The organism is Aquimarina rubra (assembly GCF_042684305.1).
Taxonomy (GTDB): Bacteria; Bacteroidota; Bacteroidia; order Flavobacteriales; family Flavobacteriaceae; genus Aquimarina; species Aquimarina rubra.
Genome location: NZ_JBHULE010000035.1, coordinates 208445 through 234449 on the forward strand (window position 1 = coordinate 208445; position 26005 = coordinate 234449).

Consider the following 26005-nt stretch of genomic DNA (forward strand, 5'->3'; position numbering starts at 1 on the left):
GTTGAAAGTTAGTCAATAACTTGTTTCAGCGTGGTTCCAGTAGTACCACTTGGAAAACCAATTCCTAATAAAGTGGCAATTGTAGGAGCTATATCCGAAACAGCAGTTTTTTTATAAGTTTTACCCAGTTTGATTCCTTTACCATAAAATAGCAAAGGAACGTGTGTATCATATGAATATCCGCTTCCGTGAGTAGAACCTGTTTTTGAATAAGCTACTAAAGATGGATTCAAAACGTAACAGACATCTCCGCTTCTTTCTGGATGAAATCCATTTTTGATTTTTGAACCCATTCCAGATTGAAAATTTGAACGCTCCAGTTGAGAACGTGTATAAACTTCCAGAATTCCTTTTGTATTCAGAAGATAGTTTGCTATTTCTTTCTCAATCTTTTCAGGATTTAAAGAGTTATTTTTAATAATAGTATGGTTCAAAAAAACTTGGTTGTTAGATATGTTTTCAATGATACTGTCCTTACTATAAAAAGTTTTGATATGATGTTTTAAACCCAAATGTACGGTCGCTTCTTTAAAATAACCTGCGGGAATTTTATTCGAAGTTAAGAAATCGGAAACATGATTCGCTCCATGATCAGAAGTCAAAAATAACGTATATTCTTTTTTTCCGATAAAGCTATCCAGATGATTGATCAGACGTTCTAGATCTTTATCCAGTCGTATATATGTATCTTCAATTTCCTTAGAATTAACTCCAAAATTATGTCCGATATAATCGGTACTTGAAAAACTAATCATTAAAAAATCCGTGAATATATCTTTTCCCAGCTTTTCTTTTTTGATGGCTTCTAGGGCAAAATCCACAGTGAGGCTATTGCCGAAAGGAGTTTGTCTGATAATATCATACAATCCATTAAACTCTTTCAGGATGCTAAGATCGTATGGAAATGTAGCCTCATCTTTACTTTTAAAACCTCTTTCGAAAGCAGTGTTGTCAGACCCACTTTCTAAGTAAGAGTTTATATCCTGAAGTGTATTCCATTTTTCATAATAACTATCAATGATATTAGATTCATTAAATTTGATCACCCATTTTGGTAATTTATTCATATAATAGGATGAAGAAATCCAACTGCCCTGATTTTTCCCTCTAAACCAATAGGCTGCATTTGCAGTATGTCCGCCGGATAAGACTGCACCTCTTTCCTTTATGGCTATGCTTATTGATTTTCCTTTCATCTGAGTATGAAGTCTATTTTGATCCGCTATGGTGGTAACTTTAAGTTTTGATGGAGACATTTTGCCGTCAGAACTGCCAGTTCCAATTGGAGATATGTCTATATCAGCTACACAATACACTTTTTGCTTTTGAACTTTGTCATACCAACTATTTCCAATAATACCGTGAAAACGAGGAGTGGTACCAGTATAAATTGAAGCGTGTCCCGGTGCAGTAGTGGTGGGGACATAATTAAAATGATGGTTGTTAAATGAAAATCCTTTTTTGATTAGTTTTTTAAATCCACCTTCGCCATATTGATTGTAAAATCTTGTGAGATAATCATATCGCATCTGATCAACGACAATACCAACTATAAGTTTTGGTTTTGCCTTTTTATGACTTATACCTGTCTTTTGTTGGGCATTTGTAATCATAAATGTCGCTACAAATAATATGAAGAGTTTATAAGACATAAAATTAAATTCATTTGAAGCTTCAAAATAATCAAAAAGGAGTTAACTTGATAGTAATATACGGATACAGATAAAACTTATAGTGATAGTGTTAAGTTTTCTATTCTTTTATTTCAATATTCGTTCATTAGGAATCAAACTTACTTATACTACTTATATAATGAAATTAATTTTTTTTTTGATAACTCTTTTACTATGTGCTCAATTAAGGTCTCAGAGTGTGGATACGATTATTCCTAATCAAAAAAGTTATGCTATAGATGAACTACATAAAATGATAGTTTGGAATACAGATATTTCTAAATATAAAAACACTGGTTCTGATAAAATAAGTGTAGTCTTCAATCATGATATTATATTTTCAGAAGAAATAAATGATATAAACTATACTAAAGGGTATGAGGTTGATTATCAAAATGAAGTATTTAAACTCTACCTTACCGAGCTTCCATTAATACAAATTATATCTTCTCAACAAATAAAAGATGATCCAAAAACAAGGGCGACATTAACTTTCTCGAACCAAGACACCTTGATAAAAGCTTTGACTGGTATTGAATATCGAGGAAATATTTCATTGAAGTTTCCGAAAAAATCCTATGATTTAGAGTTTTGGGACGATCCCGATGAACAAACTTCAAAAGATATGCAGTTTGGAAATCTAAGAAAAGATGATGATTGGATTCTCGATGGATTATATAACGAACCCCTTCGTTTACGTTCGTATTTCTGTAACAAATTGTGGTTGTCCATTCATAAACCTCGGTATGGAGGTAAGGAAAAGGATGCAAAAAGTGGTATTGACTTAATGTACGCCGAGGTTTTTATAGATAGTTCTTATGCAGGTATCCATGCACTAACAGAACAGGTAGATAGAAAACTACTGAAACTAAAGAAATACAAAAAAGGTGTTGTACGCGGAGAGCTTTTTAAAGCTGCAAGCTACAAAGGAGCTCCTGCTTATAGAAGTGCTCCAAAATATGAAAACATATTTCCACATTGGGCAGGTTACGAGATGGAATATCCTTTTATAAATTATAAATCCCACTGGAAGAATATTTATAAATTCACCAAGTTTGTTGTTAAATCCAAAGATCAAGTTTTTAAGAAAAAAATTGGGCAGAAATTTGATCTGGATAATGCCATGGATTATTTTCTGTTTATTAATTTGATACGCGCAACTGATAATTTGGGAAAGAATTTTTATGTAGCCAAATATGATAAGAATGAACCTTATTTCAATGTGCCTTGGGATCTAGATGGAGTTTTGGGAACCATACAAGATGGTAAAAGAATTCCAACTACAGACGATATTTTAAGTAACGGTTTGTTTGATCGTTTGTTAAAAGTAAATCCAAATAATTATCGCCAGCGTTTGAAAGATCGTTGGTTTAGTCTTCGAGAAGATGCATTTAGCAATGAAAAGTTATTTAGCAATCTTAAAGAAAGTTATCAGTACTTCGATGAAAATAAAGTTTACGAAAGGGAGATACAAGTTTGGCCGGCAGATATTACGATGCCAGAACATTTAGAATATTTAGAGTCGTGGTTGTCCGAGAGATTGGTTTTTTTGGACAAACATTTCGCAAAGCTATAATAGCACCCATCAATTTGACTATATTTTTAGGTTGTTTGTGTTTTAACCAAAAGAGTTATCCTTTCTTTCATATGCATTAAGGACTATTTTACTTCCAAAGTATATTGCAAAGTGTAATATGCAAGACTCGTTATTTTTCAAAATGATAATTAATAGCCACATACTTGTGGTTCTAAACATATTTATGACCTTTTCTCAACATTCTGATACATCTACTAAAAACAAAATTATCCCGAAAAGTATTTCGAAAGAAGTATCTACAGCTTTATCTCATTATCCGGAATTAGAAGAAGTTCATATTGATTTTAAATTTAAGTCTTCTTTGAATAAATCATTTATGAAGGCGCAACCAAAATTCTCTTCACTTCTAAATTCTAAAAGTAAAAGAAAGTATGTTATTTTAATGAGTAGAAAGTTCAAAATAGATGGGTTAGAATTGAGTATTGAAGATGTTCCTTCCAAGGTTTTAGTTGGTTGGATTGGTCACGAGTTGGGTCATATCTTGGATTATCATCATAGGAGTAGCATAAATTTGGTGTTTTTTGGACTCAGATATTGGTTATCTAAAAACTATATTAGGGAAGCAGAACGGGTAGCCGATACCTACGCTGTTACACATTCGATGAAGGACTATATCTTGGAAACAAAAAAGTTTATTCTTAATCATAGTTCATTATCAGAAAGATATAAGGCTAGAATCAAAGAGTTGTATTTATCCCCGGATGAGATACTTTTATTAGTTAAAGAACAAGAAGGAAAATAATTTGTTTTGTTCTTACCTTAGATGAAACTAATTAACATAATGAAAATGGAAACCATACTCGAAAAAGCGGAGAATTACGTGTTTAATCTTTTCAAAAATGAATTACCGAAAACATTTTTGTACCATAATTTTTTACATACGCAAAGAGTCGTAGAGAGTGTCGAAGAAATCTGCGAAAACTCTGATGTATCTGAGGAAGAAAAAGAGGTACTGCTATTATCCGCATGGTTTCACGATGTTGGTTATGTAAAAGGAATAGAAAATCACGAAGAGGAAGGTGTTGAGATTTTGAAAGAATTTCTTGATAACGAATCTTTTGACGAGACCAAAAAAGAGAAAGCAATAGGTTGTATTAGAGCAACTAAATTAGATAAAGAACCCACTAGCGAGTTAGAAGAAATCTTAAAAGATGCTGATAATTCTCATTTGGCAAAAGAATATTACGATGAAGTCAGTGAGCTGCTAAGACAAGAGTTTAGCTTGCAGGGAATAGGAGAGTATTCTTCTATTGAGTGGAGAGAGGAAAATTTAAAACTTTTTACAGAAGGGCATAAATTTTACACTAGATATGCCATCGAAAACTGGGAGCCACTGAAAAACAAAAACCTTTTAACAATTATTAAAAAAGGAAAAAAAAGAAAGAAAAAGAGGCAAAAAGAAAATCTTAAAGCAAAGCTAAAAGCGAAGTATAAAAACGAAAGTCCGGAAAGAGGAGTTCAAACACTATTTCGGGTAACCTTGCGTAATCATATTAAATTGAGTGACATTGCTGATACAAAAGCTAATATTTTATTATCAGTCAATGCTATCATTATATCATTAGCATTAGCCAACTTAATTCCGAAACTAGACGCTCCATCAAACAGACATTTAATGATACCTAGTTTGATATTAGTATTGTTTAGTGTAGCATCTATCATTCTTTCTATTATGTCTACACAACCTAATGTAACTGGAGGAGAATTTACTAAGGATCAGGTAAGAAAACGTAAAGTAAATTTATTGTTTTTTGGAAATTTTTTCAAAATGCCTTACGAAAAATATCAAGATGCTATTGATGAGGTAATTAATGATAAAGAATATGTATATAAAATGTTAACCAAAGATCTCTATTTGCTGGGTATAGTATTGCAAAGAAAATATAAGCTTTTAAAAATCACATACATTGTATTTACCCTGGGAATTATACTTTCGGTTATCGCATTTATTTTTGCATTTGCGAACGTAGAATTAGCCGAAAAGGTTGCAGAACCAATCATTTCAAAATAAAAACATTCATGGAAATTATAGGAAGTATTATAAAAGGAGCTATAAATTTAAAGGGAGCGCTCACTTCAGAACCTAATCATATAGAGGCACAACAAAACGTTCTTGAGAAGTTGTTGAAAACAGCTTCGAAAACAGCTTTTGGTATAGAGTATGATTTCGAGAGAATCGTGAGTTCAGGCAACATACAGAATGAATTCGCTAACAAGGTACCATATTTTGATTATCATCAGTTATTAGAAAAATGGTGGCATAGAGTAATAGAAGGTGAAGAAAATGTGACTTGGCCTGGAAATCCCGATTACTTTGCACTAAGTTCAGGAACGACCGGAAAAAAAAGTAAACGTATTCCAGTGACCAATGAAATGATAGAAGCCATCCGTAATGCAGGAATTAAGCAAGTAGAAGCATTATCTAATTTTAATCTACCTGCTTCATTTTTTGAAAAAGAAATAATGATGTTGGGGAGTTCTACTGATTTACAAGAAAGAGATGGGCATCTCGAAGGAGAAATTAGTGGAATAAGTGCAAGTAATATTCCTTTCTGGTTCGAGGGGTTCTATAAACCTGGAAGAGACATAGCCAAGATTGATGATTGGGATAAACGGGTGCAAAGAATCGCAGAAAAAGCTAAAGAATGGGATATAGGTGCGTTGAGCGGAATTCCATCTTGGATGGAATTAATGTTACAAAAAGTAATAGATCATCACAAGGTTGAAGATATTCACGACATCTGGCCTAACTTACAGGTATATACTTCTGGTGGCGTGGCTTTTGCGCCTTATGAAAAAAGTTTTAACAGCTTATTGAAACATCCTATAACCGTTATTGATACCTACTTGGCTTCAGAAGGATTTATTGCATATCAAGAACGCCCTGAAACGGATGCTATGAAATTAATTACTGATAACGGGATTTATTTCGAATTTGTTCCTTTTCATCCAGAATATATTAATCAGGATGGATCTTTAAAACAAGATGCTCCATCCATCACTCTTGCAGAAGTGGAGGTGGATCAGGATTATGTATTATTGATGAGCACAGTATCTGGAGCCTGGAGATACATCATTGGCGATACTATAGAATTTACCAATGTAGAAAGAGCAGAGATTAGAATTACCGGAAGAACTAAATTTTTTCTAAACGTAGTTGGATCACAGTTATCAGTCAATAAAATGAATACAGCACTACGCGAAATTGAAGAAAAATTTGATATAGAAATACCTGAGTTTACTTTAGCAGCTACCAGAATAAATAACCAATTTCATCACCATTGGTACTTAGGGACAGAAACTGCTGTAGATAATACAACACTCGCTGAGACCCTAGATGAAGTTTTAAAAAATGCAAATAAGAACTATAGGGTAGCTCGAAGTAAAGCTCTGAAGGGAGTTAAGGTAACAACAGTTCCTCCACTAGTATTTTCTGAATGGAGTGGAGCGCAAAAGAAAAAAGGCGGGCAAGTAAAAATGGAACGTGTTATGTCTGAGGAAAAGTTTGCAGAATGGGAAGCTTTTATTTCTGAAAACACCACAACTCAAAATCAATAATTATGAGTAATAAATATACCATCATTATCGTGTTAAGTCTCTTAATATCAGGTTGTGCTTTGTATGAACCAAAATATCGAGAACCTTATGATGATTCTATACAACCCAAACAAGACAATATAGAGAAAACTTTTTATCTGGTAGGAGATGCAGGTTACGCGAAACCTGGGCAAAGCACTCCTGCTTTATTGGCTTTAGAGAAGTATCTAGAAGGTCATAAGCAAAAAGGAAACTATGCTATTTTTTTAGGTGATAATATTTATCCCGATGGAATGCCTAAAAAGGATAAAAAAGATAGAAAAATTGCAGAGCATCGATTGGATGTGCAAATTGATGCTGTTAAAAATTTTGATGGACAAATCTATTTTATACCTGGTAATCACGACTGGTATAATGAAGGTTTAAAAGGTTTGGAAAGAGAAGAAAAATATTTTGAGAAGAAGTTAAAAGACAAGAAAGTATTTAGGCCCTCCAAAGGTTGTGCCTTGGAAAGTATAGAAATAACAGACAATATACAATTGATTATCTTGGATTCTCAATGGTATCTGGAAGATTGGGATAAACACCCAACGATAAATGACAATTGTCCGGAGATTAAAACTCGTGAAGCCATGTTTTTGGAAGTGGAAAGCGAGTTTAAGAAAAATCAAGACAAAACAATTTTGTTTGCACTACATCACCCTTTATATACTAACGGGATTCACGGTGGAAAATACGCACCTATTAAACATATTTATCCTTCACAAAAAAAGATACCACTACCTGTTCTAGGCTCTTTGGCAATGCAGATTCGAACTAGTGGAGCAATTTCTACCCAGGATAACCAAAATAAACAATATAAATCTCTTGTACAACGCTTAGAGACACTAGCTAAAGGAGCTAATCGTATTATTTTTGCCTCAGGACATGAGCATTCATTGCAATACATAGAGCACCAAGGAATTAAACAGATTGTTTCTGGAGCAGGTGCAAAAAACTCTTTTGCTGCCTTAAGTAATGATGGACTTTTTGCCTACGGAGGCCAAGGCTTTGTTAGATTAGATATTCATAAAGATGGATCATCCTGGGCTTCTTATTTTGGAAGTGAAAACAATGAACCAAAACTATTGTTTCGAAAAGAAATCTACTCAAAAATACCTACTTATGATCTTTCTTCAATTCCCAAGGTTACAGAAAATACGATTAAAGCCTCGGTGTACGAAACAGAAGGAACAGATCGGACTGAGTTTTATGAAAGTATTTGGGGCGATCATTATAGAGAACTATATGGAACAAAAATAAATGCTAAAGTAGCTATTTTGGATACTCTTTACGGTGGATTAGAGGTAGTTCGAAAAGGAGGAGGACATCAAACCCGTTCTATCAGATTACAGGATAAAAATGGCAAGCAATATAATATGAGAGCTTTGAAAAAAAGTGGAATTAAATTCTTGCAGTCTACAGTTTTTAGGAATAATTATATCGAAGAATCTTTAGAGAATACTGTTTCCGAAGATATTTTACTTGATTTCTACACCGCTGGACATCCATACATTTTTACAGTAATACCCGAGTTATCTGATGCAGTAGGAGTTTTTCACACGAATCCTAAACTATATTATATTCCAAAACAGAAATCACTTGGAAAATATAATGAAGCTTTTGGTAACGAATTATATATGATAGAAGAAAGACCGGAAGAAAACCATAAGGATTTAGCCACTTTTGGCAAACCTGATGATATAGAGAGTACCGCCGATGTGTATGAACGTTTACGAAGAGACGAAAAGTATAAAATTGATGAACCTTCATACATTAGGGCTCGAATCTTTGATATGTTGATTGGAGATTGGGATCGTCATCAAGATCAGTGGAGATGGGCAGAATATGAGTTAGAGAACGGAGACCATGTTTTTAAGCCTATACCAAGAGATAGAGATCAGGCCTTTTCTAATTTTGATGGTGGATTTCTAGGGACCTTGAGAGGTTTGATGGGATTTGCTAATCAATTTCAAGTCTATGACGAAGAATTAAAAGATGTAAAGTGGATAAATTCATCTGCAACCCGATTGGATAGAACTTTAATCCGAAACAGTGGAAGAGATGAATGGCTAAAACAAGCAAAATACATACAAGAAAATTTAACCGATACTGCGATCGAGAATGCATTCAAAAATATTCCTTCCGAAGCTAAAGGAGAAGATTTAGATAATATCATAAAAAATCTAAAAGGAAGGCGTCAGAATATCGTTGATATAGCGAATCGATATTACGATTGTCTAACCCGTCTTTCGATAATAATGGGTACCGATAAAGATGATTTTTTTGATATAGAACGACTAGATAATGGAAAAACAAGAGTTACTGTTTATAGAATTAAGGATGGTAAAAAGGGAAAAATAGTAAGCGATAAAACCTTTGATAAAAAAGATACTAAAGAAATATGGATCTATGGCTTAGATGACGATGATGTTTTCGAATCAAAAGGGAAAGTAAATAATCCCATACGAATAAACATTATTGGAGGACAAAATAATGATGTTTATAGGTTGGAAAAGGGTAGAAAAATTAAGGTGTACGATCATAAAAGTAAACCAAACACCGTAGATGAAAAAAATAATGCAAGAGTTCGATTAACGGATAATTATCAAATAAATAGTTTCGATAAAAATGAAGATGTGTTAACCACATCCTCTGTATTACCGGTGATTGGTTTTAATCCTGATGACGGAATCCGAATAGGTCCCATGGCAATTTTTACAATTAATGGTTTCCATCGTAATCCTTTTTCAAGCAAACACACGTTTTCTGGAGGATATTATTTTGCTACTCAGGGGTTCGATTTAGGATATTCAGGAGAGTTTGCGGGTATATTTGGTGATTATAATTTGTTAGTAGATCTAAGATATACAAGCCCTAGCTTTGCAGCGAATTTTTTTGGATTTGGAAATGAAACGGAAAATAATCAGGATGAATTAGATTTTGATTATAATCGGGTAAAATTAAGCACCTATAGTGCTTCACTGGGAGTGATTAAAAACGGCCGATTGGGTAGTTTTTTTGAATATAAAGGATCTATAGAAGGAATAAAAGTAGATGATACAAATGAACGATTCATAACCCAAGAAGCAGGTCTACCTAACCCTGAAGCTTTTGAACGAAAATGGTTTGCTGGTATAGATGGGACATATGGATATGAAAGTTATGATGTGACTGTAAATCCCACAAGAGGAATGAAATTTGAGATTAATGTTGGAGGAAGAATGAATATTGACGATGTAGATAGAACCTTTGCATACATAAAACCACACTTGGGGTTTTATAATGCTTTGAGTAGAAACAGAAAACTTGTATTGAAAACAGCTGCTCAGGGTCAATTTAACATTGGAGAAAATTTTGAGTTTTATCAAGGTGCGCAATTAGGAGCCGATAATTTATTAAGAGCATATAGAACAGAACGTTTTACAGGACAATCTTCGTTAGCAGGTAGTGCAGATATCAGGTATAGTTTTAAACAATTTAAGACTAGTGTTTTACCATTGCAAATTGGGATTTTTACAGGAGCAGATACCGGGAGAGTTTGGATTTCTGATAATGATCAATCCGATAAGTGGCATAGTAGTCTTGGAGGAGGATTATGGATTAATAGTGCAGATGCCTTGAGCGCAACCTTTAATTTATTTACCGGAGAAGATGGAGCTAGATTTTCATTTTCTTTTGCTTTCAAATTTTAAAATGAGTTTATGATAAAATATGTTCTATTCTTTTTAGTCTTTGTTTTTGTATCGCCACTTCAATCTCAGGTGTCAGATCTGGCAAGAATAGAATATACCTTTTTTCCGCAGAGAGAAAGTGATAATTCTTTTAGGAGATTACGTGTATTTGCCAAGTACCCTATAAAACTGAATGATAAAGGTAGTTACTTGGTTCCAGGCATAGAATATAGAAACGTAAATTTCATTTATCGTGATGAGACCGATTTTGATACCAACGATCTGGAACGTTTCAGTTCATTTGAAGCAAGTCTTGCCTATACTTTTAAAATGAAAAATAACTGGCGTTTTGCGGCTCAGGCCGGAGGCATCATAGCATCCAATTTTGAAGGAGAGGGTATTGATACAGATGATATTTTGTTTACAGGGTCTATTTACTTCGTGAAGGACAAAACTAAAGAAGCTTTACCCAAACCCTGGCGATTAATTCTGGGAATACGATATTCTACAACGGCTGGAAGACCTTTTCCGTTACCTTTTGTAAACTATTATCGAGAATTTCGCCCTTATTGGTCATTCGTACTCGGAGTACCAAAATCTAATATTAAATTTCGTTTTAAACGGAGGAATGCACTTCAGGCATTTGTGACTTTGGATGGGTTTTTTGCTAATATTCAAAACAATAGAAGTTTCACAGATCTTACAACTTCTGAAGAACGGATTGCTAACAATATATCTATGACAATAGTATTGGCAGGAATCGGATATGAAAGATACATAACAGATCATCTTGTTTTCTACACTTATACCGGTTTTACGGTGATCAATGATATAAGACTTCGTAATAATGATCAAGAAAATGTATTAACGATCAATGATCAAAATAGTTTTTACGTTCGCGGAGGATTGAAGCTTAAAATTTAAACTATTATAACAACGGGCTAAAGAATCTGGCAACTCCTTCTGATAGTTTCCGTTTTAGAGATCTTTTTTTGTAGGTATCATATTCAAGCAATAAGCTTTCTTCACAATCTGCGATAAAATCTTTACAAATACTTTCGGTAACAGTTTTATCGTAAATCAAGGCATTTGTTTCAAAGTTATGTTCAAAACTCCTATGATCAAAATTACCTGATCCTACAGAGGCTATTTCTCCATCCATCACGATTACTTTACTATGCAGAAAATCATCTTTTTGCTGATATATTTCGATCCCAAGAAATAGTAATTCTTCAAAAAAGGAAAGCATGCTATGTTTAGCTAGCCAGGAATCTGATTTTTTTGGTACTAATAATTTTATATTCACATCGCTTAAGGCTGCAATTCTGAGTGCTTCCAGCATAGCACTATTAGGTATGAAATAAGGATTAGAGATGTAAATATACTCTTCGGCGAGATTAATCATCGATATATATTGTTGCATAATGGACGGATGATCAGAATCCGGACCACCGGCAATTATCTGGACTGCTACATTGCCCTGCTCTTCAATTTCGGGCAGGTATTCATCTCTTAGTAAAAGTTCTTGATCACTGGCAAAATAGTAATCCTTTATAAATACTCGGTGTAGATTGTCAACAGCAGGGCCTTTAAGATATAAATGGGTATCGTCCCATATACCTAATTCTGAATTGGATTTAATGTATTTGTCAGAAATATTAACACCGCCTGTAAAACCGACTTTTCCATCGATGATGATTATTTTTCTATGATTTCGGTAGTTTAGTGTAAATAAAAAGCTTCCGTAGTGCAAAGGCATAATTGGATATACTTTTGCCCCAATATCCTTAAATTTTTTAATAGCTTTTTTTCGCAAAGAATAACTGCCAATAGCATCGTAAAGAATCCTAACTTCTACGTTGTTTTCAAGTTTTTCTTTTAATAACGTATAAAGTTTGTCAAGTAGTTCTCCTTCTTCAAATATGTAGTATTGGAGATGAATAAACTTTTCTGCTTTTTGCAACTCTTCAAAAATAATATCGAAGGTTTTCGTTCCATTTTGCAATACAGAAACTTTGTTGTTTGGCTGAGCAGCAAATTTCGAACTATTCCGTAGTAATTTGGATAATTTTTTACTCTTTTTATTTTCAAAATCGACCTGTCTTTCTTTCACCAGACGATCTTGGAAATTTTCTTCGTATAATCGTCTTCTTACCGTTTGTTTCAATTTGAAGAATTTAAATCTTCTCCTGTTGATGCCAAAAACTACATATAAAAAAATACCAACAAATGGGAAAATCAAAACTATAAGAAGCCAACTTAATGATTTGGTTGGTCTTGAACCATAAAGAATAATATGTATTATAGCAAGTAAAGTAAGAACTCCGTAGAGACCAATAGTAATAATCATATCGGATATTCTTTTAAAGGGTTAGGTTTTTAAATAATTTAAATGAGTTACTATTTATCTGTAATGGAATACTGTAATTTAAGGTAATAGCATAATTTTATTAAAATTAAAAATTTAAATGTTATGGGAATCATTTCGACCGATAAAAATAAAATTACTTTGATATATAACTCAAACAATTCTTTGGGTAAGCAAACTTTGGGCTATGTAAACTCTTCTAAAAAAGATATTTTATCTATTGATACTGCTAAAACTAATATCACTGATACCCAATGGTTGGAAATTAGTAATTATTTGGATATCGATATTTCTGATCTGATAGATAAAAAACATCCAAAATTCAATGAACTTTATAATTCTAATATACAATTAGAGACTAATGGTTGGCTTAAGATTTTAGATACACATCCGGAAGTTGTAAGATATCCGATTGTAATAATAGGAGAAGAATATCATCAAATACAAAACCCTTCTGACTTTGTAAAATTTATAGAACCAGATAGTGCAGGCATATCAAGAAATCCAGCGGAAGAAAACTAATTGGTATTTCCAATCCTTTGTTGGATTCGAGTTATAATTAATAGGTTCCTGTTCGTTTGCTTTCTCACATATGTTGCTTTTGTCTAGTTGAGGTCACTTATTCTTTTCTTTTAAAAATTTCCCATAAATTTTAAATCAATAATGCTATTTGTGTCTTGTTTATAGTAGAATATTTGCCAAGTATATACACATAATAATAAATAGAGTCACAAAAAAATGAATAGTCAATCGTACTATTTTTTTTAATTGAAAATTATTCATAGCTGATTTCTAACTAGTTTTTGACTTAGTAGTGTATATGCTTTATACATGGAAACAGGCAAATGCTTACCAGAATCACCTGCTTCCAACACGCAGTTGTAATCTGCTTTTAGTTAATTATCGTCAGTTGCATCTTCTACTGCATCTTTTACATCTTCTGCACCATCTTCTACAGCGTCTCCTACTTCTTCAACAGCATCTTCAACTTTTTCTCCTGTAGTTTTTTTCTCTCTACAGCTTAGTGTGGTTGCCATAATGAAACACATCGCTGCAATTGATATGATTGTTTTTTTCATTGTTCTTTAATTTTAAAATTAATTATGCTTTAAATTTTTTACCGAATATGAGAGACACTATAAATAGAATAATAAAAATGAAAAATAATATTTTAGCAATGCTTGCTGCTCCGGCAGCAATACCGCCAAATCCGAATATTCCTGCAACTATTGCTAGGATGATAAAAATTACTGTCCAACGTAACATATGATTATGGTTTAATTAGTTGTTATGAACTCTCTTTTGAGAGTGATTTGATTTTCAAATCTTTAATGGGTTAAAGTTCTTTAAATAAGAGGGAAATTCTTGACCTTATCGCTGGCAATATTGACTCCATTACTATTAAGGGATCGTTTTAATCAAAATCTTATAAATTAAAAGTATCTTTATACAATACCATCCAATAACCAACGTAAATGAAGAAAAAAATTCAGATAAAAGATGAGAACGTAAAAGACATTATCATTGATTTAGCGAGCAGTTTGGGAGCAGAGTATGAAGAATCATATCACGAATGCTGTGTACGATTACCGGAAGAATTTGGTTCTGGTTATATACGTTCTTTTCAATTTGATTTTGGAATTGGAGTAGTGGAAACAGATTATCTGTTAAAAAAGGATTTCCATTTTGAAATGGAAAAAGGAATTGTTCATCCTTTGAAAATAATGTTTAACAGAGAGTCAAGTTTTTATCATAAATTCGAGGACGATCAGGAGTTTAGAGAAATAAGAAGACTCGAGAATGCTATGCTTTCTAGTACTCCAAAAAATAAGCATCTTTTTAAAATTCCTGCAAACACACCCATTTGTATTTTTACTCTTCAGATTAATAGAAAAAAGTTTGAGGAAAAAATAGAGTCTTTTCTTCCGGATATGAATGATGATTTGATTGGGCTTTTCAGAGATGTCAATGGGATTAATAAATTTTATTATAAAAATTATTATAGTCTCGAGATTTCGAAGTTTATTTCAGAATTTACCGAATGTGAACTCGAAGGTTTCATGCGACAGGTTTTCCTAGAGGGTAAAACTTATGAAATTTTAACGCATCAACTACAACAGTATCTTGATGATCTTAATCAACCAGATAAGCGATTAATACTTAGACAAACTACAGTAGAAAGTATTGAACAAGCTGTGTCTATCATACGAGAAGAATTAGAAAGTATAGGTAATGTGGTAAACTTAGCTAAACGTGTTGGACTGAACCAGAATACACTTCAAACCGGATTTAAACAGTTATACAAAACATCAGTAAACGAATACATAAAAAACTACAGAATTGAGACTGCTAAAGATTTATTGGAATCAACTAGTCTCAATATTACTGAAATCACCTACAAGGTTGGGATCAATTCGAGAAGTTACTTCTCTAAACTCTTCAAGAAAAAATATGGAGTTACTCCAAAAATGTATTTGGATCAGGTAAGAAATACTAAAGGAGATTCTCAATCTGCTTAAAGCTTTTTAAATCAAAACAGTAGATTTTTTTGATTAAATTCTCGAGCCAATAGAGTAAAAAAGATGGCTCAAAACTGACCAATAGTGTTAGTATAAGTTTCAAAATTGTTAATCTGTTTAATACAAATCTAATTTCTTTGTACAAAACACAAAATACAAGTTAGATTGAGTAGTAGTATGCAGAAATTTGAGATTCATGGTGTAGATGGTGTGCAGATTTTGGAGCAATTAAATAATTATTTGAAAGGAGAACTAGTCGAACAATGGGGTGAACATATTCTTCAGTTTAATAATGAATTGGGAAATGGAATTATAAGAAGCATTGCTTTTGATTGGGGTGTGACGTTGGTCGATTATGATGTTCATTTTTTAAAGGACACCAAAATATTGTTCAATATCAAAGATGCAAATCCTATAGAATTTATATTCATTTCTGAAGGTAAACTAGAATATAAGAATAGTGAGGAAGAAGAATTATTCTCGTTTAATCGCTATCAAAACATTATTATATCTACTAAAAAATTATCAAAAGAAACTTACGTTTTTCCAAAAAACGCTGCGGTCAAGGTTAATTTTATTTATGTACTACCTAATGAGTATATGAAGAAAAAAAACAATAATATTTCTCACTTAGGTAAAAGCTTGTTTTCTGTCTTCAATGGAGAATCTGATTCTTCATTATATAAGCATCTGGGAAATTACAATCTTAAAATAGCGGATCTGATTAAACAACTACAAGAAAGTCATAATAGTGGTATTGTTAGAACACTTTCTATAGAGGGACAGCTTAATTTGATTATGGCGATGCAAATGCTAGAGCACTATAATCACGAAAACGATCTAGGGTTACCAGAATCGCTTTGTAAAGAGGATATTAAGAAGATTCATAAACTGTCAGGATATATTATTGATAATATTTCAGAACCTCTTTCTGTAAATTCTATAGCAACCCGAGCAGGTATAAGTCCAAAAAAACTGCAGCTTGGGTTTAGGGTTTTATATTCTAAATCAGTAAATGAATATATCCGTCAATTAAAATTAGAAATCTCAAGAGACTACATAAAAAACACTAATGATTCTATTTCTGAAATAGTATATAAAATTGGCTTCAAAAGCAGAAGTTATTTTTCTAAGATCTTTTTTGAGCGGTACGGTATCTTACCCGCAGAATACAGAAAAAAGAATAAATCCAGGTAAAAGCATTATTGTAAAAAAATTACTTTTTTAACGGTGGAGATAATTCTCCAAAGGATCACTGTTGCTGCCTGTATCAAAGGATAATTGGCAGTGACTGTCCATTGAATACAAAAAGGATAATCCCAAATCAAAACGAATAAACCTAATGAATAAGAAGAAGGCAATAGTGAATTTAAAGTTTAAATCGAATTTATCAATTGAGGATATTAACAAAGTTTCTAGGGAGAGGAAAGAAATTCTAAAAAAGACAAAAGGTTTAATTTCTCTATTCTGTTATACTAATGATGAGACCAAAATTGTAGGCGGCACTTTTATTTTTGAAAATATTGAATTGGCGCATCAATATCTAGGTAAATTTATGACAGAAGGTTTAGGGCCTAGGTATGGTATAATACCAATGACTTTAAAAATTGATATAGGTAGTGTAGAAGGAGAAATTATTGGGGGTGATTTTAGTAGTTCCCACGTCAGGGATTAGGAATACCCTTATAAAACACAGGTGATAACATGGAGTCATAAGAGATTTCGTTTTTAAAAAACTCTTTTGCTATTGGATGTGCGCACAACTCTGATGTGTTAGAGTTGTCTAGAATATGATTTAGTTCTTCTGTAGAAGTTTCTTCATTTAACCAAGTATTTAAAGAATTTTTAGAGATGATTATTGGCATTGAAGTATTCAGATTTTGAATAGTTTCTACAATGCCCGTTGCTCTTGTCATTAACATGGAACAGGTTATAAAACCATCATCAAGTACGTTGTATATTCCGGCAATGTAAAAAGGCTTTTTGTTTTTTAAATACACATAATAAGGATAAAAAGAACCCTGGTACAAGTGATAAACAAAAAAACCGGTAACTATAATGATGCAACGCCTTTGTTGGTAGGGTTCTTGAAATATGCCATTAGAGTTTAGACTTTCTTTAGGTAGGTGTAATGTATTATATACTTTCTGAAAGTCGGACCATTCTTCTTTATAATCACTTGGTAATATACCCCAGATACCATAGGATATATAGTGAGGATTATCCATAGTAATGATAGATATAGTACACTCTTCTGATCCATCTAAAACGGGTGTAGGCGTATGAAGTTTTGGAAATCTATACCGAACTCCAACTTCCTTCTCTATCAATTCTCTTTCTGCTATGTTCGAAATTTTTTTATACATTCTTCCAACTTACTTGTGCAAGTAAGCAAAAAATAGTTCTAAAAGTTATCTCGTATCATTCAAATAATGACGCATTTAAAAGGTAGAATGTGAAATCTTAACAATTGTTTCATTTTCTTCTGCAATAGAGTTAATCAAAAATTTAAAAACGATAATAAAAGGTAAGAGTAAGGGTTATTTTTGTAAAAATAATCACTGTAACTATTTAAAAATCAAATAATTTACCTTCAATAAGAACATTATGGAAAATGTAATGAATGAGTATCAAAAGGTTCCATCTGAGTTAAATGTTCTTCATAAACATCTTCCAGGTACTATCGAAGTTAATTTTGATATTCATACGCTCACTGTAGCGTCTTCGTATGGATCAGGGCAAGTACGTTATACCAGTTTACAAAATGGTTTACAAACCTATGATTTTAATCTTAAACTAAATGAAGATTTAGAGATACCGGTATGTTCTATTACTTCAGACTCTTTACAATTTATTTATTGTTTAGATGGTCATTGTTATCATCAATTTGAGACATTTGAAGAGGTAGCAAAAATAGAACAATTTCAAACTGCTGTTGTACACAGTGATAGTGGTTTATCAAGTAGTATTATTATCAAAAAGGATCACAAATTGGTGCTGAATATGATTTGTATTGATAAAAAGCAGTATTTTGATAAGTTTGGTGCGCAGGACAATCAATTCAGTAAAAAGATTCAGAGTCTACTGGTTAATATTGAAAGTAAATCCAAGCATTTTCATTTAGGCAATTATAATCTCAAAATAGCCGAACAATTAAAACTATTATTTGGTGTAGAATATAGTAACGAGGTTTCTGAACTATTGTCTCAGAAAGGACGGTATTATTTGATTTTGGCTAAGCACATTGAACAGTTTCACGCCGAAATTGAAAATAATTCGAACACCAGCGGTTTATTAAAAGATGAATTAAAAGCGATATCACAGATAAGTGAATATATTAAGGAGAATCCAGAGATACAACACAGCATAAAAACTTTATGCTTGCATTCTGGGCTTTCTCCGGCTAAATTGCAGGAAGGTTTTAAGTTTATGTTCGAGAGAACAGTTTCTGATTTTGTAAGAAATGTACGCTTAGAAAAAGCAGAAAAATTAATCAGAACTACAGATTTGACTATTTCTGAGATTGTTTATTCTATTGGACTTACCAGCAGAAGTTATTTTTGTAAAATTTTCAAGAGAAAACATTTATGCAGTCCAAAAGAATACAAACTAAAAAAAATATGATCATTCTAAAACTATAGTGTTTTTTATAAGCCTTATTCAAACGTATTAACCCATAAAAAATCACTCTTAAAAAGCCTAAATGGGATGAAAAGCTTCTTAGAGTGATCTTTCCTAAGGAAAAATAAATACTTTACCTTTCTAATTTAAGTCTTCTAATCGTTTAATAGTAGATAATCCATTTTCTATTGTTTGTTTCTGCTTTGCCAAAATAGATTGTGTGCTTGTTGGTAAAGAAGTTTCAGAAAGAACGTCATTATACTCTTCTACGGAGGCTTTTTCTCCTCTGATAGCTTCTTCTAGCATGGATTCTTCATTATCACTAGATAAAAATGATTTCACATCCATCCAAGCTCTGTGCGCGCTACCTGTCATACTGCCCCCTTTGTCAACATCTTGTCCAAATGCTTTAATTTCATTTTTTAGTTCATGGCCAAAATCATAACGCTCTTGAGCCTTCTGATTAAAATAATTTTTAAGTGAAGAATGTTTTACATTTTCTGCAGCTTTTTTAAATCCTTTTTCTGCATCATACGTTTTTTCCAGTAGATCATTTAATTTGTTTCCAACTTGTTCAGAATAAGTTGCCATAATTTTTGAGTTTTAAGTTTTACAGTAAGTTCTTTAGAGATGTTTACTGCTTCACATCTTGTTGTTTCCTTTTAATCTTTGGAGAATAGTTGTCTAAAGTTGATTTTCGTTTTAAATAAGTTCTTGGAGATGACAGCAATTACTCCAAGGGCAAATCCACAAACGAAAACGAGAAGTATTTCTAATTCCATACGTAAGCAATTTCTGTTGACATAAAACTAGGGTATCGACTGTCAAAAAAATTGTTCAAAAAAGTGAAAAATTAACTCATTTGAATTTTAACTTTTGTTTAGCTAAATACGATGAGGTCAATGATTTGAGCTAATAAAAATTTTGATTGAATTAATTAATATGGTTATTAAAAATGAAATTGCAATAAAAAAGATATGATACGAAAAGGAACAAAAGTAGAATGGAATTGGGGAGAAGGAACTGCTAAAGGTGAAGTGGTCGAAAGTTTTACGTCAAAAGTCACTAAAACAATAAAAGGAACAGAAATAACTAGGAATGGGGAGGAAGGAAATAAAGCACTATACATCAAACAAAAAGATGGTGATTATGTGCTTAAAAGTGAAAGCGAGGTCACAAGAATAGATTCATAAGTATGTTATTTACGTAGAACCAAACCTGATAATAAAGAAAGGAGTAAAGGTTCAAAGGAATCAAGATAAAGCTACTTTGTCTGGAGTAGTAGAAGAGACCTATGTTTATAGAATAACAAAAAAAGTAAAAGAAAATCCGTTGGTTGGATAAAGCGACGTCTTTATGTCATTATAGGTAAAAACTTCTGATGGATCACACCTCCTTCAAAATAATTTCGAGGTCAATTTTGTTGGACCAAATCAATAAAGATTAACAAGAAATAATAATTAAAATCATTTATATGTCATTATTAACCATTATTCTGAACATTTTCTTGCCGCCTCTTGCGGTCTTTTTAAAACACGGTTTAGGAACCACTTTTTTGATTAGCTTGTTATTGACTCTCATTGGATGGATTCCAGGTGTTATTCATGCATTTGTTGTCAACCAATAATCAATTCTCACTGCCAACCGATACAGTAAAAATCAATTCATTTTAAGAATACCTTGTCTAGCAAAGAGAATATCTGAACTATTTATAATCTTTCCTGTCCTGTATTATCGGGTTTGCCATATTCGGCTTTGTAAATCTGTACTACTATTAAAAATAAGCTTATGAGTAATGGACCAAAAATAAGTCCAATAAAGCCAAACAAAGGAACACCAACAATAACTCCTATCAATGTAATGATAGGATGTACATTATCTAACCTTTTTAAAACATAAAGCCTCACTATATTATCTGAAGAACCTACAATCACCAGCCCATAAATTAATATACCCCAAGCCTGGAATGTATGGCCGACTGAAAGTGTAATAATAAAAATTGGAAGAAAAGCTATCAAAGTTCCAATAAATGGGATCATCGATCCGATAGTTACAATAACAAACCAAAAAAGAGGATCTTCAATACCAAAAATCAGAAAACCTATTAACGCAACTACTCCTTGAATGATAGCTACTAGAGGAATCCCCACTGCATTAGAACGCACCATTTTTTGGCTTTCATCACCAATTATTTTTAAGTTCTCTTCATTGATTGGGATATATTCAAAAAGTGATTCTCTTAATTTTTTACGATTTGTAAGCATATAATACAACAAAAAGTACATAATTCCGATAGATATAAATACATTGAATGTACCACCTGCTAAATTCTGTAAGTTTTCGGCAATCCACGATGAAATGGCCTCAGGATCAATTCTGGAACTGATATCATATCCGATTTGAGACTCCCACGTATCTAAACGGTTCTTTATTGCAACTACAAACTTTTTAGAATTTTCTGTTGCATTACCGATCTTATTGCTTAGCAGGAGTATAAGGCCAATTACGGGTACCAAAATACCGATAAAGGAACCAGCCAAAAGAACAGAAGCTGCTAGATCGGGATGCCAGCCTTTACGTACTAATCTTACCATTAATTTGCGAAGAATCACATAAATTGTAATGGCTCCCAGTATTCCAGAAAGGTAGGGTAAGACTTCTTTAAATATCAGTCCGCCAATGAGAATAATAAGTAATAATGTAAATATCTGTCTTATGATATTTGGACTAATATTTTTCATCTGGGTTTTGTATCAATGAAATGAAGAATTAAATTATAATTTATTTTAGGATTCACCTGAATTATTAGCAAAGTTAAACTCTTTAGGAAAATCTAATGTACGTATTGGGAATGGAATATTAATGTCGTTTTTGTCATAAACATCCTTAATTAGCATCATAGTTTCACTTTTGGCTTTTGCCACCTCTAAGGCAGAGGTTGAATTAATCCAAAAACGTAATTCGTAATTAATAGAACTATCTCCAAATCCTTTCCATAGAAACAAAACATCATCTTTTTTTTCAACAGCTTTAAAGTGATTTACGACAGTGTCTACAGTAAGCTTTTTAACCATTCTTAGATCAGACTCATATCCAACACCACACTCCAAAATAACTCTGGATTGAGAAGTGGTAGAGTAGTTTTTTATTGGGTTCTCAACTACCAATTTATTAGGAATGTAAACTAGATTATTGTCAACCTGTTTAATAGTTACTGCCCTAAGGTCTATGTCTATTACCTCTCCTTCGTAATCATTGGTTTCTATCCAATCGCCATATTTTAGATTTTTGATATACGATAAAATGATACCGGAATAGGTATTTGCTAAAGCGCCTTGCAATGCCAGACCAACGGCTAAACCGGCAACTCCTGCACCAGCTAGTATGGTATTTAAAGCTTTGCCCAGATTTAGAATCCCCAGAATTAAAAATAGCCCCAAAAGTATAACTACGATTGAAACTAGTTTTGCAATCACTTTTTTCATGGACCGCTGAAGGTTGCTTCTATCCAAAAGTTTCAGCACTAGCTTACTAACATATTTGGAAGCTATCAAAGCGATGATAAAAACTACAATTGCAATTATAAGGTTAGGTAGGTTGACTATAACGGCATCTAGCCAGGACTCTAGTTTTGCGAGCATTTTATTCCAAGCCTCTACTAATTGATCATACATGATATTTCTATTTTGATTCGTGTTATTTTTGTTTTAAAAATTCGGGTGTATAGTTGTTCAATAATTCTAGTATTACCTGTTCTGTATTAGAAAAGTATTCCTCACTACTATAACCCTTGTCTACCTTATCGAAATATTGTTTTATAGATCCGTCGGTATAGCGTGAAATCACAGCTGGATGTACATAGTATTTCCTACACACATTTCTTGTGTTGCCTAAACTTTTTGATGCAGTATCATACGCTGCAAGAATATTCTTGTGTAGCTGTTTTTCGTCACTTGTCAATCCTAAATCCATCAGTTTCTCAAATACAATGTTGGTAGCGGCCCAAGTTCTGAAATCTTTTGCAGTAAAAAGTTCTCCAGCAATTTCGTGCAAATAATTGTTAACCATACTACTATCTATTGAGTGTTTAACTCCTTTTTTATCATAATATTGGAACAATTCCCAACCTGGAATTTCTTCACATCTGTTTACCAAGCGCATCAATTTTTTATTGCGTAAAGTAACCGAATGCTTTTTACCTTTTTTACCAACAAACTCAAATTTTATATTGTCTTTTTCAATATTTACGTGTCGAGTTCTCATGGTTGATAAACCATACGTTTTATTTCGTTTAGCATATTGCTCATTACCGATTCGAATGTGTGTTTCTTCCATAAGTCTGATGATAAGAGCTAAAACTTTATCTTTTGGCCAACCTGGTTTTTCAAGATCATTATCAACTTTCTTTCTAATTTTAGTAAGTTGTTTGCCAAAATCAGCCATTTTATAAAATTTAGTCTGATTTCTAATTGTTTTCCAGAGTGGGTGATAGCGATATTGTTTTCTGTTCTTAAGATCTCGACCTACCGCTTGTAAATGACCATTATCGATGGTCGCGATTCTAACGTTATTCCAGGCTGGTGGTATCACTAGACTTTTAATTCTTTCTACATGTTTTTTAGTAGACAACTCTTTTCCATTTAATTGATAAAAAAAACCTTTCTTATTTTTTTTTCTATAAATAGTCAATTTATCATCATTAACATACACGAGATCTAGTTGATCAATAACCTTCTCAGGAGTCTTGATAATCTGTTTTATGAATTTTGGATTTGTCACCGAGGTAATCGTTAGTTTTATAAGGTTATATCGGAATTATCTATTTTTTTGCATATGTGAAAGGTATTCATTAGCTAATGTTTGTTTTTGTTCATCCGTTAAAACTTTTCCAGCCATTTGGAATACTTCGTGTTCTTCTTCGTCCAAGTGATGCTCTACTTTTTCTTTAAGCTCCTTAGCAATTTTTAACCACGCAGAAGACGAGTATTCAGTTTTTTCCAGTTCTTCTACTAGTTCATCTATCTCGTGATGTTCTGCGATACTATGTCTTGATTTTTCCTGCGTTTTATCACTATCTATTAAAGGTACATAAAAATGACGTTCTTCACCATCAGCGTGCATAGATAGTTCTTTTTTAAGTGATTTAAAGATCTCGTTTCTTTCTTCGCTATCACCTGAAGTGTTTACTATTTTTTCAAGTAAAGATCGCTGTATTTCGTGATCTTTTCGTAAGGCTTCAAAAATATTCATAATTCTTTATTTAAATGAAAATGATCTCATTTACTTAAAGCAAAGAGACCATTTTCGGTTAAAAATCAACCAAATCTATCGTCAATATTATCGAGTATAAATTACTTTGGTATTTTTCAAGTTAGACTTAAACGCGCTTATGTCTTTAACATATTTATATTGGTCATTAAAAACACGATCTGGTTTTTCGCCAACAATAATATGTTTAACATTTAGATCAGGAGCATTTAAAATTACTCGATCAGATATACGTAACTTTTTATCTCCCAGTGTCTGATCAGTTTCTTTTAATTCTGAAATCACATACAGTTTGTTATTAGATGCAAGAATTTCCTGTATTTCTATTGTATGCTCTTTATCGCTTACTTCGGCCTCTACGGTTAGAGTAAGTTCTTCCTTTTCACCACTATTGGGCATATCTACATCAACATAAGGAACTTCTACCTCTACTTCTTCCATAACGACAACAACTTTAGGGATTTTTACCATTTTTGTTTTGGTTCCAATGTTAACGTCAGCCCAATCGATATCGAAAGTTGGTAATTGTCCAGCTTCTGTATCCACTTCTACATCAACTTCGGGTAGCTTTGCTTCCTTTTTTTGTTGAACATCACAACTAGTTACTAAAAGAATGATCATAAATATTCCTGAAAGTTTTTTCATAATTAAAGAGTTTTGAGTTTACATGAATAAGGGCTACTTTTATTAACACATCACATTTGCCCTAATGATATTTTAAATTTTGATTTTTAGTAGCCCTTAATTTATTTTTTATGCTGGTCAAAGGTAATTTTCAAAGGTTGAAAAATTGTGCGCATATAAACTTTTAATTGACTGTTTCAATATGACTGCTACAATAAGGCAAGCTTAGTATAGTTTTCGTTTGAGTCAATAATAATGGTAATTGCGCACCATCGCTAAAAATCAATTTTGCAAATTAGAAGACTTAAGTAAAATTTTAAAACCGTTTATTATGGGTGCAACAGCAGATTTTGATTTTTCCAACATAAAAGCAATTTACATTAATTGTACCTTAAAGGATTCTTCTCAGAAAAGTCATACAGAGGGTTTGATGAAAGTGTCTATGAATATAATGAAGTCAGAAAAGGTCTCTGTTGACTATCTGCGATTGGTAGATTATGATATAGCCTATGGTTTAATGCCGGATATGAAAGAAGAAGGGAAAGATAAGGATGATTGGCCTGAGATTTATGAGAGAATTATGGATGCAGATATACTAGTTCTGGGAACACCTATTTGGTTAGGGGAAAAATCATCTATAGCAACAAAACTAATAGAAAGACTGTATGGGATGAGCGGAAAAACCAACGAAAAAGGGCAATACATATATTATGGAAAAGTAGGTGGTTGTGTCATTACTGGTAATGAAGATGGTATAAAACACTGCGCCATGGGTATCTTATATGCAATGCAACATCTGGGATATTCTATTCCACCGCAAGCAGATTGTGGTTGGATAGGTGAGGCTGGACCGGGACCTAGCTATCTTGATGAAGAGTCCAATGCTAAGAATAACCAATTTACCAACAGGAATACCACTTTTATGACCTACAACCTTTTGCATTTGGCAAATATGCTTCATAAACAAGATGGCTTTCCTTCCTATGGTAATTCAAGATCTGCTTGGGATGATGGAACCCGTTGGAATTTTGAAAACCCTGAATATAGATAACCACAAGCACCTGTTGATCATTTTATTCTTTACT

Annotated in this window: 25 protein-coding genes; 14 read left to right on the plus strand and 11 right to left on the minus strand. The window is 32.6% G+C overall.

Annotation, left to right across the window (positions count from 1 at the left end):
* Positions 1-8 precede the first annotated feature (8 nt).
* Positions 9-1652 carry an alkaline phosphatase PafA gene (pafA, locus tag ACFSR1_RS20680; protein ID WP_378294935.1) on the minus strand — a complete coding sequence of 548 codons (1644 nt, stop codon included), beginning with the start codon at positions 1650-1652 and terminating at the stop codon, positions 9-11.
* A 160-nt stretch (positions 1653-1812) separates the two neighbouring features.
* Between pafA and ACFSR1_RS20685 the strand changes: the two genes are divergently transcribed.
* From ACFSR1_RS20685 to ACFSR1_RS20710, 6 genes are all read left to right on the plus strand, one after another.
* Entirely contained in the window at positions 1813-3249 is a 1437-nt protein-coding gene (locus tag ACFSR1_RS20685; RefSeq protein WP_378294936.1) for a CotH kinase family protein, read from the plus strand.
* Positions 3250-3433: 184 nt separating this feature from the next.
* The gene (locus ACFSR1_RS20690; protein WP_378294937.1) at positions 3434-4012 is read left to right on the plus strand and encodes a hypothetical protein; all 579 of its coding nucleotides are present in this window, start codon (positions 3434-3436) and stop codon (positions 4010-4012) included.
* A gap of 45 nt (positions 4013-4057) precedes the next feature.
* Positions 4058-5281 (plus strand): Pycsar system effector family protein, encoded by a 1224-nt coding sequence (locus ACFSR1_RS20695; protein WP_378294938.1) that lies wholly within the window; start codon positions 4058-4060, stop codon positions 5279-5281.
* A gap of 8 nt (positions 5282-5289) precedes the next feature.
* Positions 5290-6828, plus strand: a complete 1539-nt coding sequence (locus tag ACFSR1_RS20700; RefSeq protein ID WP_378294939.1) for a GH3 family domain-containing protein — start codon at positions 5290-5292, stop codon at positions 6826-6828.
* 2 nt (positions 6829-6830) lie between these two features.
* Entirely contained in the window at positions 6831-10541 is a 3711-nt protein-coding gene (locus ACFSR1_RS20705) for a metallophosphoesterase (protein WP_378294940.1), read from the plus strand.
* 9 nt (positions 10542-10550) lie between these two features.
* A complete protein-coding gene (locus tag ACFSR1_RS20710) occupies positions 10551-11444 on the plus strand; it encodes a DUF6268 family outer membrane beta-barrel protein (protein WP_378294941.1) in 894 nt (297 codons plus the stop codon).
* A 4-nt stretch (positions 11445-11448) separates the two neighbouring features.
* Here the strand turns inward: ACFSR1_RS20710 and cls are convergent, their stop codons facing one another.
* The gene (cls, locus tag ACFSR1_RS20715) at positions 11449-12870 is read right to left on the minus strand and encodes a cardiolipin synthase (protein WP_378294942.1); all 1422 of its coding nucleotides are present in this window, start codon (positions 12868-12870) and stop codon (positions 11449-11451) included.
* Between the two features lie 123 nt (positions 12871-12993).
* On the opposite strand from cls, the gene ACFSR1_RS20720 reads away from it, so the two are divergent.
* Positions 12994-13410, plus strand: coding sequence for an arsenate reductase family protein (locus ACFSR1_RS20720; RefSeq protein WP_378294943.1), 417 nt, complete (start codon positions 12994-12996; stop codon positions 13408-13410).
* 374 nt (positions 13411-13784) lie between these two features.
* Here ACFSR1_RS20720 and ACFSR1_RS20725 read toward each other — a convergent pair whose 3' ends face one another.
* Both ACFSR1_RS20725 and ACFSR1_RS20730 read right to left on the minus strand, forming a co-directional pair.
* A complete protein-coding gene (locus tag ACFSR1_RS20725; protein ID WP_378294944.1) occupies positions 13785-13967 on the minus strand; it encodes a hypothetical protein in 183 nt (60 codons plus the stop codon).
* 22 nt (positions 13968-13989) lie between these two features.
* Positions 13990-14154, minus strand: a complete 165-nt coding sequence (locus ACFSR1_RS20730) for a DUF1328 family protein (protein WP_378175535.1) — start codon at positions 14152-14154, stop codon at positions 13990-13992.
* Positions 14155-14363: 209 nt separating this feature from the next.
* Here ACFSR1_RS20730 and ACFSR1_RS20735 point away from each other — a divergent pair, with 209 nt between their 5' ends.
* The 3 genes from ACFSR1_RS20735 to ACFSR1_RS20745 all read left to right on the plus strand — a co-directional run bounded on the left by ACFSR1_RS20735 (position 14364) and on the right by ACFSR1_RS20745 (position 17082).
* Entirely contained in the window at positions 14364-15407 is a 1044-nt protein-coding gene (locus ACFSR1_RS20735; protein ID WP_378294945.1) for a helix-turn-helix domain-containing protein, read from the plus strand.
* Between the two features lie 165 nt (positions 15408-15572).
* Positions 15573-16604, plus strand: a complete 1032-nt coding sequence (locus ACFSR1_RS20740; protein ID WP_378294946.1) for a helix-turn-helix domain-containing protein — start codon at positions 15573-15575, stop codon at positions 16602-16604.
* A 145-nt stretch (positions 16605-16749) separates the two neighbouring features.
* The gene (locus ACFSR1_RS20745; RefSeq protein WP_378294947.1) at positions 16750-17082 is read left to right on the plus strand and encodes a hypothetical protein; all 333 of its coding nucleotides are present in this window, start codon (positions 16750-16752) and stop codon (positions 17080-17082) included.
* Here ACFSR1_RS20745 and ACFSR1_RS20750 read toward each other — a convergent pair.
* The gene (locus tag ACFSR1_RS20750; RefSeq protein WP_378294948.1) at positions 17072-17773 is read right to left on the minus strand and encodes an SOS response-associated peptidase; all 702 of its coding nucleotides are present in this window, start codon (positions 17771-17773) and stop codon (positions 17072-17074) included. The two genes, ACFSR1_RS20745 and ACFSR1_RS20750, sit on opposite strands and share 11 nt — an antisense overlap.
* A 241-nt stretch (positions 17774-18014) precedes the next feature.
* On the opposite strand from ACFSR1_RS20750, the gene ACFSR1_RS20755 reads away from it, so the two are divergent.
* On the plus strand, positions 18015-19031 hold the full coding sequence (locus ACFSR1_RS20755; RefSeq protein WP_378294949.1) for a helix-turn-helix domain-containing protein: 1017 nt from the start codon (positions 18015-18017) through the stop codon (positions 19029-19031).
* Positions 19032-19169: 138 nt separating this feature from the next.
* On the opposite strand, the gene ACFSR1_RS20760 is transcribed toward ACFSR1_RS20755, so the two are convergent.
* Positions 19170-19619 carry a ferritin-like domain-containing protein gene (locus tag ACFSR1_RS20760; RefSeq protein ID WP_378294950.1) on the minus strand — a complete coding sequence of 150 codons (450 nt, stop codon included), beginning with the start codon at positions 19617-19619 and terminating at the stop codon, positions 19170-19172.
* 386 nt (positions 19620-20005) lie between these two features.
* On the opposite strand from ACFSR1_RS20760, the gene ACFSR1_RS20765 reads away from it, so the two are divergent.
* Together ACFSR1_RS20765 and ACFSR1_RS20770 are read left to right on the plus strand one after the other, a co-directional pair.
* Positions 20006-20221 (plus strand): hypervirulence associated TUDOR domain-containing protein, encoded by a 216-nt coding sequence (locus ACFSR1_RS20765; protein ID WP_378294951.1) that lies wholly within the window; start codon positions 20006-20008, stop codon positions 20219-20221.
* Positions 20222-20502: 281 nt separating this feature from the next.
* Positions 20503-20655 carry a YqaE/Pmp3 family membrane protein gene (locus ACFSR1_RS20770; RefSeq protein ID WP_378294952.1) on the plus strand — a complete coding sequence of 51 codons (153 nt, stop codon included), beginning with the start codon at positions 20503-20505 and terminating at the stop codon, positions 20653-20655.
* 82 nt (positions 20656-20737) lie between these two features.
* On the opposite strand, the gene ACFSR1_RS20775 is transcribed toward ACFSR1_RS20770, so the two are convergent.
* The 5 genes from ACFSR1_RS20775 to ACFSR1_RS20795 all read right to left on the minus strand — a co-directional run bounded on the left by ACFSR1_RS20775 (position 20738) and on the right by ACFSR1_RS20795 (position 24941).
* Complete coding sequence (locus ACFSR1_RS20775; protein ID WP_378294953.1) at positions 20738-21769, minus strand: AI-2E family transporter; 1032 nt, start codon at positions 21767-21769, stop codon at positions 20738-20740.
* A gap of 45 nt (positions 21770-21814) precedes the next feature.
* Positions 21815-22702, minus strand: a complete 888-nt coding sequence (locus ACFSR1_RS20780) for a mechanosensitive ion channel family protein (protein ID WP_378294954.1) — start codon at positions 22700-22702, stop codon at positions 21815-21817.
* 22 nt (positions 22703-22724) lie between these two features.
* Positions 22725-23807 (minus strand): DNA topoisomerase IB, encoded by a 1083-nt coding sequence (locus tag ACFSR1_RS20785; protein WP_378294955.1) that lies wholly within the window; start codon positions 23805-23807, stop codon positions 22725-22727.
* Between the two features lie 36 nt (positions 23808-23843).
* Positions 23844-24278, minus strand: a complete 435-nt coding sequence (locus ACFSR1_RS20790) for a hemerythrin domain-containing protein (RefSeq protein WP_378294956.1) — start codon at positions 24276-24278, stop codon at positions 23844-23846.
* 87 nt (positions 24279-24365) lie between these two features.
* Complete coding sequence (locus ACFSR1_RS20795; RefSeq protein WP_378294957.1) at positions 24366-24941, minus strand: hypothetical protein; 576 nt, start codon at positions 24939-24941, stop codon at positions 24366-24368.
* Positions 24942-25251: 310 nt separating this feature from the next.
* Between ACFSR1_RS20795 and ACFSR1_RS20800 the strand changes: the two genes are divergently transcribed.
* The gene (locus ACFSR1_RS20800) at positions 25252-25971 is read left to right on the plus strand and encodes a flavodoxin family protein (protein WP_378294958.1); all 720 of its coding nucleotides are present in this window, start codon (positions 25252-25254) and stop codon (positions 25969-25971) included.
* Positions 25972-26005 lie beyond the last annotated feature (34 nt).

What these genes read in the sequence shown, in the direction of transcription:
- ACFSR1_RS20745 (WP_378294947.1), top strand. Translation starts at nt 16,750, where the DNA reads ATGAATAAGAAGAAGGCAATAGTGAATTTAAAGTTTAAATCGAATTTA.
- ACFSR1_RS20690 (WP_378294937.1), top strand. Translation starts at nt 3,434, where the DNA reads ATGACCTTTTCTCAACATTCTGATACATCTACTAAAAACAAAATTATC.
- pafA (WP_378294935.1), bottom strand. Translation starts at nt 1,652, where the DNA reads ATGTCTTATAAACTCTTCATATTATTTGTAGCGACATTTATGATTACA.
- ACFSR1_RS20730 (WP_378175535.1), bottom strand. Translation starts at nt 14,154, where the DNA reads ATGTTACGTTGGACAGTAATTTTTATCATCCTAGCAATAGTTGCAGGA.
- ACFSR1_RS20790 (WP_378294956.1), bottom strand. Translation starts at nt 24,278, where the DNA reads ATGAATATTTTTGAAGCCTTACGAAAAGATCACGAAATACAGCGATCT.
- ACFSR1_RS20760 (WP_378294950.1), bottom strand. Translation starts at nt 19,619, where the DNA reads ATGGCAACTTATTCTGAACAAGTTGGAAACAAATTAAATGATCTACTG.
- ACFSR1_RS20765 (WP_378294951.1), top strand. Translation starts at nt 20,006, where the DNA reads ATGATACGAAAAGGAACAAAAGTAGAATGGAATTGGGGAGAAGGAACT.
- ACFSR1_RS20685 (WP_378294936.1), top strand. Translation starts at nt 1,813, where the DNA reads ATGAAATTAATTTTTTTTTTGATAACTCTTTTACTATGTGCTCAATTA.
- ACFSR1_RS20735 (WP_378294945.1), top strand. Translation starts at nt 14,364, where the DNA reads ATGAAGAAAAAAATTCAGATAAAAGATGAGAACGTAAAAGACATTATC.
- ACFSR1_RS20800 (WP_378294958.1), top strand. Translation starts at nt 25,252, where the DNA reads ATGGGTGCAACAGCAGATTTTGATTTTTCCAACATAAAAGCAATTTAC.
- ACFSR1_RS20700 (WP_378294939.1), top strand. Translation starts at nt 5,290, where the DNA reads ATGGAAATTATAGGAAGTATTATAAAAGGAGCTATAAATTTAAAGGGA.
- ACFSR1_RS20775 (WP_378294953.1), bottom strand. Translation starts at nt 21,769, where the DNA reads ATGAAAAATATTAGTCCAAATATCATAAGACAGATATTTACATTATTA.
- ACFSR1_RS20770 (WP_378294952.1), top strand. Translation starts at nt 20,503, where the DNA reads ATGTCATTATTAACCATTATTCTGAACATTTTCTTGCCGCCTCTTGCG.
- ACFSR1_RS20750 (WP_378294948.1), bottom strand. Translation starts at nt 17,773, where the DNA reads ATGTATAAAAAAATTTCGAACATAGCAGAAAGAGAATTGATAGAGAAG.
- ACFSR1_RS20725 (WP_378294944.1), bottom strand. Translation starts at nt 13,967, where the DNA reads ATGAAAAAAACAATCATATCAATTGCAGCGATGTGTTTCATTATGGCA.
- ACFSR1_RS20705 (WP_378294940.1), top strand. Translation starts at nt 6,831, where the DNA reads ATGAGTAATAAATATACCATCATTATCGTGTTAAGTCTCTTAATATCA.
- ACFSR1_RS20720 (WP_378294943.1), top strand. Translation starts at nt 12,994, where the DNA reads ATGGGAATCATTTCGACCGATAAAAATAAAATTACTTTGATATATAAC.
- ACFSR1_RS20710 (WP_378294941.1), top strand. Translation starts at nt 10,551, where the DNA reads ATGATAAAATATGTTCTATTCTTTTTAGTCTTTGTTTTTGTATCGCCA.
- cls (WP_378294942.1), bottom strand. Translation starts at nt 12,870, where the DNA reads ATGATTATTACTATTGGTCTCTACGGAGTTCTTACTTTACTTGCTATA.
- ACFSR1_RS20780 (WP_378294954.1), bottom strand. Translation starts at nt 22,702, where the DNA reads ATGTATGATCAATTAGTAGAGGCTTGGAATAAAATGCTCGCAAAACTA.
- ACFSR1_RS20695 (WP_378294938.1), top strand. Translation starts at nt 4,058, where the DNA reads ATGGAAACCATACTCGAAAAAGCGGAGAATTACGTGTTTAATCTTTTC.
- ACFSR1_RS20755 (WP_378294949.1), top strand. Translation starts at nt 18,015, where the DNA reads ATGGAAAATGTAATGAATGAGTATCAAAAGGTTCCATCTGAGTTAAAT.
- ACFSR1_RS20795 (WP_378294957.1), bottom strand. Translation starts at nt 24,941, where the DNA reads ATGAAAAAACTTTCAGGAATATTTATGATCATTCTTTTAGTAACTAGT.